The organism is Steroidobacter agaridevorans (genome assembly GCF_009932555.1).
Lineage (GTDB): Bacteria > Pseudomonadota > Gammaproteobacteria > Steroidobacterales > Steroidobacteraceae > Steroidobacter > Steroidobacter agaridevorans.
Genome location: NZ_BLJO01000004.1, coordinates 136,962 through 152,270, shown reverse-complemented (window position 1 = coordinate 152,270; position 15,309 = coordinate 136,962). Strand labels below are relative to the sequence as shown.

The 15,309-nt window shown below is 62.9% G+C and carries 10 protein-coding genes; 9 read left to right on the top strand and 1 reads right to left on the bottom strand.

What is annotated here, in order from left to right:
- Positions 1–12 precede the first annotated feature (12 nt).
- From GYH35_RS15315 to GYH35_RS15295, 5 genes are all read left to right on the top strand, one after another.
- A complete protein-coding gene (locus GYH35_RS15315; protein WP_161828919.1) occupies positions 13–2,676 on the top strand; it encodes a glycosyltransferase in 2,664 nt (887 codons plus the stop codon).
- Positions 2,677–2,761: 85 nt separating this feature from the next.
- The gene (locus GYH35_RS15310) at positions 2,762–3,259 is read left to right on the top strand and encodes a MarR family winged helix-turn-helix transcriptional regulator (RefSeq protein WP_161828918.1); all 498 of its coding nucleotides are present in this window, start codon (positions 2,762–2,764) and stop codon (positions 3,257–3,259) included.
- Positions 3,256–4,665 carry an efflux transporter outer membrane subunit gene (locus tag GYH35_RS15305; RefSeq protein WP_161828917.1) on the top strand — a complete coding sequence of 470 codons (1,410 nt, stop codon included), beginning with the start codon at positions 3,256–3,258 and terminating at the stop codon, positions 4,663–4,665. The genes GYH35_RS15310 and GYH35_RS15305 overlap by 4 nt, the downstream gene beginning before the upstream one ends.
- A 24-nt stretch (positions 4,666–4,689) precedes the next feature.
- Complete coding sequence (locus tag GYH35_RS15300; RefSeq protein ID WP_161828916.1) at positions 4,690–5,931, top strand: HlyD family efflux transporter periplasmic adaptor subunit; 1,242 nt, start codon at positions 4,690–4,692, stop codon at positions 5,929–5,931.
- Between the two features lie 54 nt (positions 5,932–5,985).
- Positions 5,986–7,503, top strand: coding sequence for a DHA2 family efflux MFS transporter permease subunit (locus tag GYH35_RS15295; protein ID WP_161811372.1), 1,518 nt, complete (start codon positions 5,986–5,988; stop codon positions 7,501–7,503).
- Positions 7,504–7,612: 109 nt separating this feature from the next.
- On the opposite strand, the gene GYH35_RS15290 is transcribed toward GYH35_RS15295, so the two are convergent.
- Positions 7,613–8,710 (bottom strand): Gfo/Idh/MocA family protein, encoded by a 1,098-nt coding sequence (locus tag GYH35_RS15290; RefSeq protein ID WP_161828915.1) that lies wholly within the window; start codon positions 8,708–8,710, stop codon positions 7,613–7,615.
- 318 nt (positions 8,711–9,028) lie between these two features.
- On the opposite strand from GYH35_RS15290, the gene GYH35_RS15285 reads away from it, so the two are divergent.
- The 4 genes from GYH35_RS15285 to GYH35_RS15270 form a co-directional block, all read left to right on the top strand.
- Positions 9,029–11,710 carry a tetratricopeptide repeat protein gene (locus GYH35_RS15285; RefSeq protein WP_161810778.1) on the top strand — a complete coding sequence of 894 codons (2,682 nt, stop codon included), beginning with the start codon at positions 9,029–9,031 and terminating at the stop codon, positions 11,708–11,710.
- A 97-nt stretch (positions 11,711–11,807) separates the two neighbouring features.
- Positions 11,808–13,286 (top strand): tetratricopeptide repeat protein, encoded by a 1,479-nt coding sequence (locus GYH35_RS15280; RefSeq protein WP_161828914.1) that lies wholly within the window; start codon positions 11,808–11,810, stop codon positions 13,284–13,286.
- A 145-nt stretch (positions 13,287–13,431) separates the two neighbouring features.
- Complete coding sequence (locus GYH35_RS15275) at positions 13,432–14,064, top strand: response regulator transcription factor (RefSeq protein WP_129641000.1); 633 nt, start codon at positions 13,432–13,434, stop codon at positions 14,062–14,064.
- Between the two features lie 28 nt (positions 14,065–14,092).
- On the top strand, positions 14,093–15,309 hold a 1,217-nt coding region (locus tag GYH35_RS15270; RefSeq protein WP_161828913.1), incomplete at its 3' end, for a sensor histidine kinase.

The following is a 15,309-nucleotide window of genomic DNA, read 5'->3' as shown; positions in this document are numbered from 1 at the left end:
AATCGAGTCACAATGAAGTGGTCGGGTTTTCTGGTTGCGGCTGTCTTCGCCGCGCTCACGTTCGGCCTGTGGGCTTACGTGAACCGGCCGACCGCCGAGCCGCCCTGGCCCGCGCGCGTGCAGGGCATGGCGTTCTCGCCGTTCCAGGCGGGGCAGGATCCGTTCGTCCAGGCGCTGCCTGACGAGCAACAGATCGACAGCGATCTGCGATTGTTGGCCGGCAAGGTTACCGCCGTCCGCTCCTATTCCACGCTGAAGAGCCTGGGCCGGATTCCGGAGCTCGCCGCCCGTTACGATTTGAAAGTCACGGTGGGCGCCTGGCTCGATCGACGTCTCGCCACCAACGATAAGGAAGTGGCGGCCGCCATCGAGCTGGCCAGGCAGCATCCCAATGTGATCCGCCTGGTGATTGGCAATGAAGCCATCCTGCGCGGCGACCTCAATGTCGCTCAGTTAACCCAGCAGTTGGATCGCGTACGAGAAGCCGTGGCGCAGCCCGTCAGCACTGCGGAGCCGTGGCATGTCTGGCTGAAATATCCCGAGCTGGTCGAGCACGTCGACTATCTGGCCGTGCATTTATTGCCTTATTGGGAAGGCATCCCGGTCGATCGCGCCATCGAGTACGTGGTCTCGAACATGGAGCAATTGCATCGCGCCTATCCGAGCAAGCCCATCGTGATCGCCGAGGTGGGCTGGCCATCGGATGGGCGCACGCGCGGCGGCGCGGTCGCTTCGACCAGCAATCAGGCGATGTTTCTTCGGCGCTTTCTCGATCTCGCCAGACGCGAGGGCTATGTCTACTACCTGATGGAAGCCTTCGATCAGCCTTGGAAGGCCCGCTACCAAGGCGCAGTCGAAGCGTACTGGGGCGTGTATGACGTGTATCGCCAGCCCAAGTTCGCATTCGTCGAGCCCATCGTCCGCATTCCCCAGTGGCAAACCCTGGCCGCGGTGTCCGTGGCGATCTCGACCGTGATCCTGGCCCTGCTCTACATCCACAGCCTCGCCCTCGGCACGCGGGGCCGCAGTTTGCTGGCCGTCGTCGTGTATGGCGTCGCCACGACCTTGGTCTGGATCATTTATGACTATTCGCGGCGCTATCTCACCGTGTCCAGCATCTTGATCGGGACCTTGCTGATCCTGGGCATGCTCGGCGTCATCGCGGTGCTGATCACGGAAGCATTGGAATGGGCCGAGGCGCGCTGGGGCAAGCCGCGTAAACGGCCGTTCGATCTATCGGCGATCGACATGCCCGTGCTGCCCAAGGTTTCGATTCATGTGCCGGCGTTCAACGAACCGCCGGAGATGTTGATCGACACGCTCGACGCGCTCGCCGCCCTCGACTATCCCGACTACGAAGTCATCGTCGTCGACAACAACACACCCGATCTCGCCACCTGGCGGCCCGTCGAAGAGCATTGCCGGACACTCGGCGAGCGCTTCAAGTTCTATCACGTCGCGCCACTCAAGGGCTTCAAGGCCGGCGCGCTGAATTACGCACTCAAACACACGGCCACCGATGCTCGCGTGGTCGCGGTGATCGACAGCGATTACAAGGTCGAGCCGCATTGGTTGCGCACGCTCGTGCCGGCGTTCGCGGACGACAATCTCGCGATCGTGCAGTCACCGCAGGATTATCGTGACGCCGAAGAGAGCGCCTTCAAGGCGATGTGCTACGCCGAGTACCGCGGCTTCTTTCACATCGGCATGGTCGTGCGCAACGAGCGCAACGCCATCATTCAACACGGCACGATGACCTTGGTCCGGCACTCCGCGCTGACCAGGGTGGGCGGCTGGGCCGAGTGGTGCATCACCGAAGATGCCGAGCTCGGGCTGCGTTTATTCGAGCATGGCTACGAAGCGCAGTACTTGCCTGCGACTTATGGGCGCGGACTGATGCCCGAGACCTTCATCGACTATAAGAAACAACGCTTCCGCTGGGCCTACGGCGCGGTTCAGATCCTGCGTGCGCATGCGGATGTGCTGTTGAGCTCCGATGCGCGTCTGACCAAAGGCCAGCGATACCACTTCATCGCGGGGTGGCTGCCATGGATGATGGATGGCCTGAACCTGGTCTTCAATTTGTTCGCTCTGGTGTGGTCGGCCGCGATGATCGTCGCGCCCCATCGCTTCGATCCCCCGCTGATGATGTTCTCGGTGCTGCCGCTCGCGCTGTTCGCATTCAAGCTCGCCAAGCTGGCGCATCTCTATGCGTCGCGCGTCGGCGCGAACATTCGTCAGACATTGGCCGCCGCGCTGGCGGGCCTGGCGTTGTCGCATGTCGTCAGCGTCGCTGTCGTGCAAGGGTTGCTGACACGCAGCCAACCTTTCTTCCGAACACCCAAAGGCAAACAGCCGCACGCATTGATCGAAGGCTTCGCCGCTGCGCGCGCCGAAACGGCTTGGATGGTTGTACTGGTGCTCGCCGCAGTTGGCCTGACAGGCCAGTACACGATCGCCCCCGGCCTGGTGGTCGGAATTCCAGAGGAATTGAAGGCGCCGGATGTATCGCTATGGGTGGCGGTGCTGCTCATTCAGGCAATCCCTCATGCGGCGTCCCTGGTCATGTCGCTGATCAGCGCCCTGTCGCTGCCGGCCCGTTGGTTGGGCCGCCCTCCGATGAGCACGGGCGTGCCAGCCGCCACGCCATTTCGTGCCCAGGATTCCGCTGACTAGTTCCTGAAAGCGCGAAATTTCCGCCTTGTGAGGCCGGCGGCCCCGCCTATAATGCCTGCCCAGGCAGTCATTGCCGAGGCAAGCAATGCCCAAGTCGCACTACAAGCCCGATTCCTTTCACCTGCGCGACAGCATCGGCTATCTCATCAAGCGCTCGCAGCGCTTGATGCAGGAACGCATCGAAGGTCTGTTCGAGCAGCAGAATTTCACCCTGCAGCAGTGGGCAGTGCTCATGTACTTGCGCGACGGTCTCGCAACGACGACCGCCGACATGTGCCGCAACCTGCATCACGACAGCGGCGCGATGACCCGCCTCGTCGATCAGCTCGAATCCCGCAAGCTCATCGAGCGACGCCGTAGTGCCGACGATCGACGCGTCGTCGAGCTGTCGCTGACCGAGGCCGGCGCCGAAGTTCTCGACACCCTGATTCCAACCGCATGCGATGCGCTGAACAGCGCGTTGGATGGATTCACGCGTGAAGAAGTGAAGACGTTGCAGTCGATGTTGAGGCGTCTGATCGGCCGGATGGAAGAGCTGATGCCGAACTCCGCAGCAGCATCGGACAAGGAGAAGGTGTCATGAAGGCAGCTGCTCGCACGAGCGCATTGCTGCTCGGAATCGCCGCCGCGCTCAGCGGCTGCGTGACCCCGCCGAAGACCGAGCCGCAGGTGCAATCGATCGCCGATGAGAGTGTCGGCCTCGGCGCTACAACTGCGCCGACGGTGACCGACCGTTGGTGGGAACAGTACGGCGATCCGCAGTTCGATCAGCTCGTCAGCACCGCGCTCGAGCGCAACCCGAACTTGCAGCAAACATTGGCTCGCGTGCGCGCCGCTCAATCTCAAGTGACGCTGGCCGTTGCCCAGCGCACGCCCGGCGTGACGTTGAACGGTGCAGAACAACGCGCCCGCTGGCCCGAGGAATATATTTACCCACCGCCGTTCGGCGGCGGCACTTACTGGTCAGGCCAACTGCTCGCCAACCTGTCCTGGGACCTGGATTTCTGGGGCAAGCAGGCCGCACTGATCGACGCTGCCAAATCGACTGTCGAAGCCGCGAGGCTTGACTCGGAGGCCGCGCGGCTCGCGACGACCGTGGCAATGTCACAAACCTATCTAGATCTGAATCGCGCCATCGCGCTCGCGGACATCGCGCGGCAGTCTCTGGAACAGAGAAAGCGAATTCTCGACATTACACGTAAGCGCATCGACGCCGGTCTCGACACAAATGTCGAGCTGCGTGAAGCCGAGTCCGCCGTACCGCAGGCCGAGCTTGCTCGACTGCAGGCCGAAGCCGCGCGCGAAGTCGCTGTACATCGTCTGGCTGCATTGGCCGGCGACGGCGCGGACGCTTACGAGAAGATCGGCAAGCCCACGCTGAATCTCGAAGCCGCACTGTCGATTCCCACGCAGTTGCCGGCCGATCTGCTGGGCCGTCGCCCCGACATCCTCGCGGCTCGCGCACGAGTAGAAGCCGCCACCTCGGAAAGAGCTGCAGCTCGCGCGGCGTTCTATCCAAATGTGAATCTAAGTGCGTTCGCGGGCTTCCAGGCGATCGGCCTGGACAACTTGTTCGAAGCGAACAATCGCACTTATGGCATCGGCCCGGCAATCAGCTTGCCGCTGTTCGAATCGAAACGCCTCAAGTCCCAATTCAACACCGCGACAGCGCTGCAGGACGAAGCTGTGAGCTCTTATAACGGCGTCGTGCTCTCCGCCGTCCAGCAGGTCGCCGATCAGCTGACCCAGGTGAACTACAGCGCGCAGCAGCTACAACAGGCGCGCGCCACGCTTACCGCTGCGGAAGAAGCCTATCGGTTGGCACAGAAGCGCTACGAAGCGGGGCTCGCGAATTATCTGTCGGTGCTGACCACCGAGACGCAGGTGCTGAACGCACGCACCACGTTTGTCGACATCCTTCATCAACAAGCGCTCGCTCGCGTGTCGCTGCTGCTGGCTGTCGGCGGCAACTTCACCGCCGCCAGCTGATCGTTACTCATCAACGGAATTCCTATGAGCGACACCCCTGCTCCTGCTGCCAACGGCAACGGCGCCCGCAAGCGAGGCCTGCTGATCCTGGCGGCCGTCGTCGCGCTCGGCGCCATCGGCTACACCACCTACTGGCTGACGGTCGGGCGCTATTACGAAAGCACCGACGACGCTTACGTCGCCAGCGACATCGTGCAGATCACCAGCGAAGTGTCGGGCGCCGTGCTGGGCGTGCACGTCGATGACACGCAAAGCGTCGAGCGCGGCCAGGTGCTCGTCGAGCTCGATCCGGCCGATGCAAACATCGCCGTATCCGCTGCGGAAGCAGAACTCGCACGCACCGTTCGTCAAGTTCGCGCACTCTACTCGCAGGCCGATCAGCTGCGCGCCCAGATCGCTGAGCGTCAAACGGATCTGAATAAGTCACAGAACGATTACGCTCGCCGTCAGGCGTTGGTCGCCGATGGCGCCGTGTCCGGTGAAGAACTCGCGCACGCTCAGGACACGATTGCTCAAACGCGCGCCTCACTGCAGGCCGCGCAACGTCAGCTCGATGCCACGCTCGCGCAGATCGAAGGCACGACGCTCGAAGATCATCCCAATGTGCTCGCCGCTGCGGCTCAGCTTCGCGATGCATCGCTTGCTCTGCGTCGTACGACCATTCGATCGCCGGTGTCCGGCACGATCGCCAAGCGCGGCGTTCAGCTCGGTCAGCATGTGAATCCGGGTGCGCCGCTGCTCGCGGTCGTGCCGCTCGACGATGTTTGGATCGACGCGAACTTCAAGGAGAGCCAGCTGAAGAGCGTGCGCGTCGGCCAGCCGGTCACCGTCCATGCCGACATTTACGGCAAGGATGTCGAATACAAAGGCGCCGTCGCCGGCCTCGCCGCCGGCAGCGGCAGCGCGTTCGCACTGCTGCCTGCACAGAACGCGTCGGGCAACTGGATCAAGATCGTTCAACGCGTGCCGGTGCGCATCACGCTCGATCCCGAACAACTGAAGCAGAATCCGCTGCGTGTCGGCTTGTCGATGCACGCGGAGATCGAAGTGCGCGACACATCGGGTCCGTTGGTGGCATCGCAGGTTCGCAACACGCCGCAACCGGTGCAGAAGAGCGTCGGTGAGGATACGGGCATCGAGCAGCGCATCGCCGAGATCATCCATCAGAACGCGACGGCCAATAGCGCGGTCGCGAGCAGCCCTCGGAATACTCGCGGCGCCACGGTCGCGTCGATCGACTCCGCCGGCGTGCGGGCCAGCCGCTAATCGAGGGAACCTCCAGTGAGCACGAACGCTGCGGCCGCATCCGAGCACGCGCCCATGACGGGCGGCGCACTCGCCGTGACCTCACTGGCACTGGCGCTGGGCACCTTCATGCAGGTGCTGGACACGACCATCGCCAACGTTTCCATTCCGACCATCGCCGGCAATCTCGGCGCATCGGCGGACCAGGGTACGTGGGTCATCACTTCGTTCGCCGTCGCGAACGGCATCAGCGTGCCGCTCACCGGCTGGCTCATGCAACGCTTCGGCATCGTGCGGACGTTCGTTGCCGCCGTGCTGGCGTTCACCGTCGCATCGTTCCTGTGCGGCGTGGCCTGGAATCTGGAATCGCTGGTCTTCTTCCGCGTCCTGCAAGGCGCCGTGTCCGGGCCGATGGTGCCCGGCTCGCAGGCGCTGATGCTGATGCTGTTTGCGCCCAACAAGAAAGGGCTGGCGCTGGCGCTCTGGTCGATGACCACGCTGGTCGCGCCCATCATGGGCCCGATGCTAGGCGGCTGGATCTCGGACAACGCCACCTGGCCGTGGATTTTCTATATCAACATTCCGGTCGGCATCTTCACCTTCGCGGTGTGCTGGTTCCAGTTGCGCAACCGCGAGACGCCGACGCGCAAGCTGCCGGTCGACACGATCGGCCTGTCGCTGCTGGTGGTGTGGGTCGGCGCGCTGCAGATCATGCTGGACAAGGGCAAGGATGAAGACTGGTTCTCCTCGCCGTTCATCGTCGTGCTCACCATCGTCTCGGTGATCGCATTCGCCGCCTGGCTGATCTGGGAGCTGACCGAGAAGCATCCCATCGTCGACCTGTCGCTGTTCAAACATCGCAACTTCACGTTCGCGCTGATCCCGATGTGCCTGGGCTACGCGGTGTTCTTCGGCAACATCGTGTTGCTGCCGCTGTGGATGCAGACGCAGCTTGGCTACACGGCGACGTGGGCCGGATTGCTGGCCGCCCCAGGCGGCCTGATCGCGGTGATTGTCTCGCCGCTGGCAGCGCGCTTTCTGGCGAGATACGACGCTCGCTGGCTGACCTCGATGGCGTTCGTCGCGTTCGCCGTTTCTTATTACATGCGGGCGCAGCTGACCGCCGAAGCCGCCGTCATGGACTTCATCATCCCGCAGCTGATTCAGGGCCTGGCGATGGGCACGTTCTTCGTCGCCATTCTGACCATCATGCTCGACGGCATCGAGCCGCAGCGAGTGCCGGCGGCCTCGGGTCTTGCGATCTTCCTGCGCACCATCGCGGCAAGCTTCGCCACGTCGATCACGACGACGTTCTGGGATCGTCGCGAGGCGTTCCATCAAGCGCATCTTGCGAACAGCTCGAGCGTGTATGACGCCCCGATGCAGCAGGCGCTGGAACACATGCATTCGCTTGGCATGTCCGATAGCGCCGCATTGGCGGCGCTCAACAAACAAATGGTGAACCAGGCGTACTTGCTGTCGTCGCTGGATTATTTCTGGATCTCGTCGTGGCTGACGCTGGCCATGATCGCGCTGGTCTGGCTCGCGCGCCGGCCGCACACCGGCGGCGCGGCGCACGTCGCAGCGGACTGATCCGTCGCCGCAATCACGCTGGCATGGATCGTTTCGGGAAAAAACCTTATTAAATAAAGGTAAGTTCCCCCTCCCGTCTGCGGGAGGGGGTTAGGGGGTGGGTCTTCTCTTAAATCTTCACCGCCCGGCCGGTGCGGATGGACTCGTAAATCGCCGACATGATCTTCACGTCCTGCATGCCCTCTTCGCCGGACACGACGGTCGGACGCTTCTCCAGGACGCAGCGGGCAAAGTCGTCGAGCTCGGCGGCGAACATGTCGACCTGAGGAAACGACAGCGGCTTGCCGTCGCTGCGCATGCCCTTGATCCCGCCGTAGTAGTAAGCGGGATCAAGCTCGAACCAGCCGCGATCGGCGGTCGCGCGAAAGTTCTTGATCCCCCCGACTTTGAAGCTGGCCGTGCAGTACGCGTTCGCACCACCCGGGAACTGCGCCGTCCAGGTCACAGTCTCGTCGACTTCCGCGAACTTCACTGGATCGGTCTTGGTTTCAGTCGCCGACACCAGCACCGGCTCTTCGCCGGTGAGATAACGCGTCGCCTGCAACGCATAGATGCCAACGTCCATCAACGCGCCGCCACCCGACAACGCACGCTTGACTCGCCACTGATCGGCCGCGCCCACGTCGATACCAAATCCCGCTTCGATGATGCGCACCGGCCCCAACTCCTGCTCGCGCGCGATCCGAATGCATTCGAGGTGATGCGGCTCGAACCGGCAGCGGTAAGCGGTGCCGAGCATGCGATCCGCCGCCTTGCAGGCATCGATCATCTGCTGGCAGCGCTCCACCGAGATTTCCAACGGCTTTTCGCAGAACACATGCTTGCCGGCCTTGGCGGCCGCGACGGTATGTTCCAGATGAAGCGCGTTGGGAGTGACGACATACACAATGTCGATGTCGTCGTTGTCAGCCATGCGATGCATGGTGTCGTATGTATAAACGCTGCGCGCCGGCAGGTTGTATTTCTTGCGCCATGTGTCGACTTTGCCGCTCGAGCCCGTAACGATGCCGGCGAGTCGGCAGTGCTGGGTCTTTTGCAAGGCTGGCGCGATCTGGTCGGTACTGAGCTTGCCGAGTCCGCACAGGGCGACGCCCAGTTTTTTATTGGGACCGGCCTTCTCTCGTGTGGCGGCGGTGCTGATGAATGGCGCCGCAAACGTGGCCGCGGCCGCGCCCTTCATGAAGTGACGGCGGGAAAGTTCATGCATGTGTGCTCACTCCTTTTGCAGTGAGCTTACGATGATGTGAGCGTTACCTCCACTACGAAAACCGCGAGGCGGTATCGTTTGACTCGGAACGGGGGAACGCTAGGATAGCGGCAGCTATTCCCTGGCCGGCGTGAACGGCCTGACGCTGCGGCCGACGCCGCCGCCGCCATACAAGCCTTTGGCGTATTGAGATTCGTCGCGTTGTTCTTTACACATGGACTCATCCCTTGCACGTAGTACCGGCGAGAGGATAGTTGCACAAGCCAGGCGGGCCAACAACTGATCGTTGGTACGGACCGCCCGGAGCCTCAATCGACCATGACCAAGACTCGCAAAGGCGTGGGGCATCGGTTCCTCGAGAAGGCGAGCGCCCTCCTGCGCGACGATTCGTCGCAGTCGGCCGGCGCCAGCAATGAGCAGAGCGATCCGTTGCTGCCGAATAGTGTCGGGTCGCTCGATGCGCCGTTCGATGAGCTCGGTTCGCAACCCGATCCCGCCGGGTCGATCATCGGCTCCTATCGATTGATTCGCAGCCTGGGCCGCGGCGGCATGGGCGAGGTATTTCTCGCCGAGCGCGCCGACGCTCAGTTCCGTCAGAACGTCGCCATCAAGCTGGTGCGGCGGGGCTTGCTGTCAGGGCAGGTGCAAGGCCGGCTGCGCCAGGAGCGGCAGATCCTCGCTTCGCTCGATCATCCGAATATCGCCCGGCTGTATGACGGCGGCACGACGCCGGACGGCACTCCATACATCGTGATGGAGTACATCGACGGCGAGCCGATCGATATTCATTGCGACCGGCGCCAGCTGACCGTCGCGCAGCGACTCCGGCTGTTCATCACAGTCTGCTCCGCGGTGCATCGCGCTCATCAGAATCTGATCGTTCACCGCGATCTGAAGCCCTCCAACATTCTGGTCACTCGCGACGGCGTGCCGAAGCTGCTGGATTTCGGAATTGCGAAACGGCTGGATCTGGATGAACAGGCTGCGATGTACACGATGGCGGTGACACAAGCCGACATGCGGGTCATGACACCGGATCACGCCAGCCCCGAACAAGTCCGCGGCGACTTGATCTCGACCGCGAGCGACATCTATGTGCTGGGCGTGTTGTTGTATGAATTGTTGACCGGCTACAAGCCGTTCTCCTTGCGCGGCAAACACTTCGGAGAAGTCGAGCGGACCATCTGCGAGGACGTGCCGGCGATGCCGAGCGAGGTGATCGCAACGGCCGAGCGGCAGGAAGACAGCGGCATCGGCGCCGTCGCGGCTCAACGCTCCACCGGCATCGCCAAGCTGCGACGCGAACTGCAAGGCGACCTGGACAACATCGTCGCCATGGCGATGCGCAAGGAGCCCGAGCGCAGATATTCCTCGGCCGAGCAGCTGGCCGGCGATGTCGATCGCTATCTGCGGGGGATGCCGGTGCTGGCCCGCCCGGATTCGTGGAACTATCGGGCCGGCAAGTTCGTGCAGCGTTACGCACTCGGTGTGGCGCTATCGGCGGCGCTGGTCGCAACGCTGATCGGCTTCACGGTCACGGTTTATATGCAATCGTTGCGCATCGAGCAGGAGCGCGACCTGGCGCAAGCCCAGCGCAACATCGCCGATTCGCAGCGCGAGCGCGCTGAAACGGTCTCCCAGTTTCTCATCGACTCTTTCAAAGTCGTCGATCCGATTGCCGAGGGCAGCAAAGTGATCACTGCGCGCCAGATTCTGGACAATGGCGCCGCACGCATCGCGCACGAGCTCAACGACCAGCAGGCGATCAAGGCCGACGTCCTCGACACGATCGGCAGCGCCTATCTCGGGCTCGGCTTGCCAGATCAGGCCCGGCCGCTGATCGAACAAGGTCTCGCCGTGCGTCGGCAGTTGTTCGGGGAGGACAGCGCGGCGGTAGCGAGCAGCCTGAACACGCTGAATCAGGTCTACGAAAAAGAGGACAATCTGGACCTCGCCGAACAGCTGGCGAGTCAGGCCCTGGCCATCAATCGGCGCCAGACCGGCCCGGCGAGCACGGCCACGGCCACCAGCATGTGTCGACTGGGCATCATCAAAAAAATGCGAGGAGAGTTCGCCGCGGCCGAGAAGCTGCTGCAGTCCTGCCTCGACATCCAGCGAGTGCGCCTCGGCCCGCATGACGCGCTCATCACCATACCGATCGACAACCTCGCGCACATCGCTTCACAGCGCGGCGACAGCCAGCTGGCAAAAGCCTATCTCGCCGAAGCCCTCGAGATCGATCGCAGGACGCGCAGCGAAGAACATCCGCAATACATTCGTCATTTGATACGGCTCGCGGAAGTGACGCACGATCTGGGCGAAACGTCCGAGGCGGAAGCTCTGTACCGCAAGGTGGTCGCGTTGAATCAGCGCGTGCTGGGCCCCGAGCATCCCGACAGCATCGATACATTGAGTGCTTTCGGCACATTTCTGTTGGAAACCGATCGACTGGCCGAAGCACAGAAAGTGCTCACGACGGTACTCGAAACCAACCGGCGCGTGCGCGGCGCCACGCACAGCTACATCGGCAACGACCTGGAAAACCTGGGCCGGCTCGCCTATCGGCGGGGCGATTTCGCCGGCGCCGAGCGCTATCTCGAGGACGCGCTCGAAATCTATCGCCAGCGCCTGCCGCCGACCCATGGTTTCATCGCGACCTCGCTCACCACGCTGGGCCGGACGCAGCTGGCGCTACGTCGGCCCGCAGAGGCGCAACAGTCGTTGCTCGAGGCCGTGAAGATCTGGCAGGTCGAGTATGGCCAGGACAGCTCCGGCTATCACATCGCCAACGCCGCGCTGGCGTGGGCCAAGGCATTACAAGGCAATTACACGGAGGCCGAGCCGGCCCTGCTCAAATCCTATCCCAAGCTCAGCGCTTCGACCCGCAAGAGCGATCGAGAAATGGCGGCCGACGTCCGCAGATGGATCGAGAAGTTATATTCGGACACAGGGCGGCCGACGGCAGCCACGGAATATTTCTCCTCTTTGCAGCAGCGCTAGCGACTAGTGCATTCGTCCGGTTGCAACGAGGGACGGGAGACTGCAGTATCCGCTGCGACCAGCGCTCCCCACCTTCCGAACAACGAGAGAAGCTGCTGTGCGAATCCTGATCGCGGACGATGAAGTCGCTCAATCCAAAACGCTGCGCCCGCTGTTCGCAGCCGGCGGCAAGGGAAAATCGAAGATTCGCGCCACCGCCGGCGCTCCCGACATCGGCCGATTGATCCTTGCTCGAGCACCGCGCAAGGGCGCGGGCAAAGTCAGCAAAGGTCGCGCCGGCAGTGCGCAGCCCGGCAGTAACAGCCTCGACCTCGGCGACGAACCTGAACACGCCGCCACGATTCTCGATGCGCTGGGCATTACGCTGCTGAACAGCGGCATGCTGAACGAAGGCGCGAGGCTCATCGAGCTTGCCCTGCGGATCCGGCGCAAATTTTTCGGCAACGATCATCCCGCCACCGGCCTGAGCCTGAACAGCTATTCCCGGGTACAACGCGAGCGCGGCGACTATGAAGCAGCCGTGATAGCGGTGCAGGACGCGCTGCGGATCAATCGCAAGGTCTATGGCGAGCGCGGCCTGCCGGTAGCGGTGAGCCTCAAGGAGCTGGGGCTCGCGCAACTGTTGCAAGGTCTGTTCGCCGATGCGCGCAGCGCTGCGAGCGAGGGTCTCGAGATCCTGAAACATACCGGTTTGTACGAAACCGATCCGAATACGACACGCCTGCTGGACGTGCTGGGCCGTGCGCAATGCGCACTCCATGAGCTGGACGCCGCGGAAGAAACATACAAGTCGCTGCTGCCGATCGATCAAAAACAACTCGGCACCCGCAAACATCCCAAGTACGCCACTCACCTGGCGAACTTCGGCCTGGTGCTCGAACAGCGAGGCAAGCGCGCCGGCGCGGTCCGCGCCTACAAGAACGCCATCGATCTCTATGCTGGCACGCTGAACTGGGACCGCCACCCGAATCTCATCGACACCTACGCCAACCTGGGCTCGCTGCTACGGTCGCTGCCCAAACAGGCCAAAGAAGCCGGCAAGTACCTGCAGAAGGCGCTGGACCTCGGCCTGCAGATCCGAGGCGAGTCGCACGTGCTGGTGGGCAACGACTACGCCAACCTGGCGCGCTGGCAGTACGACAGCGGCGCCCGGGACGGAGCGACCAAGGGTTTTGTCCAAGCGCTCGCCATCTACTCCAGCAACGTTCGCAAGCGCGCGTTGCCGGCCAATCATTTCTTCATTGCCGAAACCCTCACCTGGCAGGGCCGGATCGCGGTCGAGCGCGACACCGCGGCGGGCGGCAAGGAAGGCGAGCCCCTGCTGCGCAAAGCCCTCGAGATCTGGCCGGCCCAACTCGGCCCGAACACCCCGGGCGAGAATCTGGCCAAGGCCTACCTGGGCCGCGCCATCGGACTGCAACGGAGCGACGATACGGAAGCCTGCCGCCTGCTGTGCGAGGGGTATCAGAGGCTGAAGCAGGACCCGCAAGCCAGCCCCGAGGTCCTCCGCCGGCTGCGCGGCTGGCTGAAGGAACAGCGCTGTAGCTGTGAGGAATCCCCAGCGTCAAGCAAATGACGCGCTCTGGCACGAAAGGGTCATTGCCCACCCCCTAGCGCAGAAGTACGATGGCTCCCGATCCAGTTCGGGAATACAACCGATCCGCACGGCGACGGACCGCCCGCACGTACTTCTGGTAGGCAACTGGTTTTGGGGCAGTGTCATGAAAATCCTCATCGTCGATGACCATCCGTTGTTTCGCGCCGGTTTCCATGCGGTGCTCGAGCAGAGCGACCTGGATGCCGGTGTGCTGAGCGTGTCCTCGGTCCCCGAGGCGCTGCAGTCCCTGCAGACAGATGGTGACATCGGCCTGGTGCTGCTCGACATCCACCTGAAGGGCGAGGACGGTTTCAACGCCCTGAAGGTGATCGGCGAGCGCTTCCCGACCACCGCCTGCATCATGATTTCCGGCGACGATCAGCAAGCCGTCGCGGCCCGCGCGGTTGCCGCCGGGGCTTCCGGTTTCATTCCCAAGTCGTTCACCGCCGACGAGATGATTGCGTCGATCCGCAAGGTGCTCGCCGGCGAAGTCTTCGTCCCCGAGACCACCAATCTCACCGCCGCCGAGCAGCCCAACGGGCTCACGCTGCGTCAGTTGGAAGTCATCAGCATGTTGGGCCGCGGTTTTTCCAACAAAGAAATCGCCCGGGCGCTCGATGTTGCCGAACGTACGGTGAAGGCACACGTGAGCGCGGTGTTCGAGGCGCTCAATGTGCGCAATCGGACTCAAGCAGTGCTGGTCGCGCAGAAGCGGGGCTTCCTGCCGTCGGCGCCGGCTTACGCCAACGCGCGCTAACTCGTTTCTCTAACAAACCCGCCTCCCCATGGACGCCGCACTGTTGCGACGCGTTGAGCAGCAGCGCGTGGAAATGTTGTATGGGAATGCGCTGGCCGTCTCCGGCTCCGCATTGCTCATGGTCGCGATGATTGCGGTCATCACCTGGCCGCACACTTCTCACACACGAATCGTCGGCTGGTCGATCGCGACCCTGCTCGTGCAGGTCGGCAGCCTGGTGCTGACCACGGGCTTTCGACACGCAGACGATCGCGCGACCGCGTCGAGCTCGTGGGGCTGGCGCTTCGCGGCCGCTTCGGGCATCGCGGGTTGCGTGTGGGGCTCTTCGGCGTTCGTATTGGTTGACTCGAACCAGTCGCTGACGTTGGCACTAATTGCAGCCTGCCTGGCTGCCCGTGCGACGATCAGCGTCATTACTCACGCTCACTTCCCCCCGGCGCTGCATGCATTCACCGCGCCGGTGTTTGGCTTGTTGGCGCTTCGTTACATCATGCTCGGCGGTTATGGGAATGCCGCGCTCGGCGTGATGTGGTTCGCGGTGCTCGGCTACTTGTTGTTGTTCGGCGATCGCCAGGCCCGAGAGCTCGTTGCGCAAATCCGCTTGCGCTATGAAAACGAGCAGCTCGTCGGTCAGTTACAGCAGCAATATGCGCTCGCCGACCAGGCCCGCGCCCGCGCCGAATCCGCGAGCCGATCGAAATCTTTGTTCTTCGCGGCTGCGAATCACGACCTGCGGCAGCCACTGCATTCGCTCGGCTTGTTCGCGACAGCTCTGCGCAATGGCAAGGTGGACGAACAAGGACGCCGCATGATCGATCAGATCCTGCAAGCCACCGAATCGCTGGAGCAGCTGTTCGATAACCTGCTCGATATTTCCAAGCTCGATGCCGGCCAGGTCGAAGTCAAGAAAGAAATCGTGCCGGCGAACCTGGTGCTCGACCGTCTGCGCAGCACGTTCGCCAAGTCTGCGGAAGAAAAGGGACTCAAGTTCGTCGTGCGCCGCTCGCGAGGCGTGCTGTACACGGATCCCACCCTGCTGTTCCGAGTGCTGTCCAATCTGGTCTCGAATGCGCTTCGCTACACCGAGCGAGGCGGCGTGATCGTTGCGTGCCGCAAGCGGCGCAACGGCGTGAGCATCGAAGTGTGGGACTCGGGCATCGGCATTCCGCCCGAACAGCACGAGCGCATCTTCGAAGAGTTCTACCAGCTCAACAATCCGGCGCGCGACCGCTCACGCGGCCTGGG

What these genes read in the sequence shown, in the direction of transcription:
- GYH35_RS15300 (WP_161828916.1), top strand. Translation starts at nt 4,690, where the DNA reads ATGAGCGACACCCCTGCTCCTGCTGCCAACGGCAACGGCGCCCGCAAG.
- GYH35_RS15290 (WP_161828915.1), bottom strand. Translation starts at nt 8,710, where the DNA reads ATGCATGAACTTTCCCGCCGTCACTTCATGAAGGGCGCGGCCGCGGCC.
- GYH35_RS15315 (WP_161828919.1), top strand. Translation starts at nt 13, where the DNA reads ATGAAGTGGTCGGGTTTTCTGGTTGCGGCTGTCTTCGCCGCGCTCACG.
- GYH35_RS15285 (WP_161810778.1), top strand. Translation starts at nt 9,029, where the DNA reads ATGACCAAGACTCGCAAAGGCGTGGGGCATCGGTTCCTCGAGAAGGCG.
- GYH35_RS15310 (WP_161828918.1), top strand. Translation starts at nt 2,762, where the DNA reads ATGCCCAAGTCGCACTACAAGCCCGATTCCTTTCACCTGCGCGACAGC.
- GYH35_RS15295 (WP_161811372.1), top strand. Translation starts at nt 5,986, where the DNA reads ATGACGGGCGGCGCACTCGCCGTGACCTCACTGGCACTGGCGCTGGGC.
- GYH35_RS15275 (WP_129641000.1), top strand. Translation starts at nt 13,432, where the DNA reads ATGAAAATCCTCATCGTCGATGACCATCCGTTGTTTCGCGCCGGTTTC.
- GYH35_RS15305 (WP_161828917.1), top strand. Translation starts at nt 3,256, where the DNA reads ATGAAGGCAGCTGCTCGCACGAGCGCATTGCTGCTCGGAATCGCCGCC.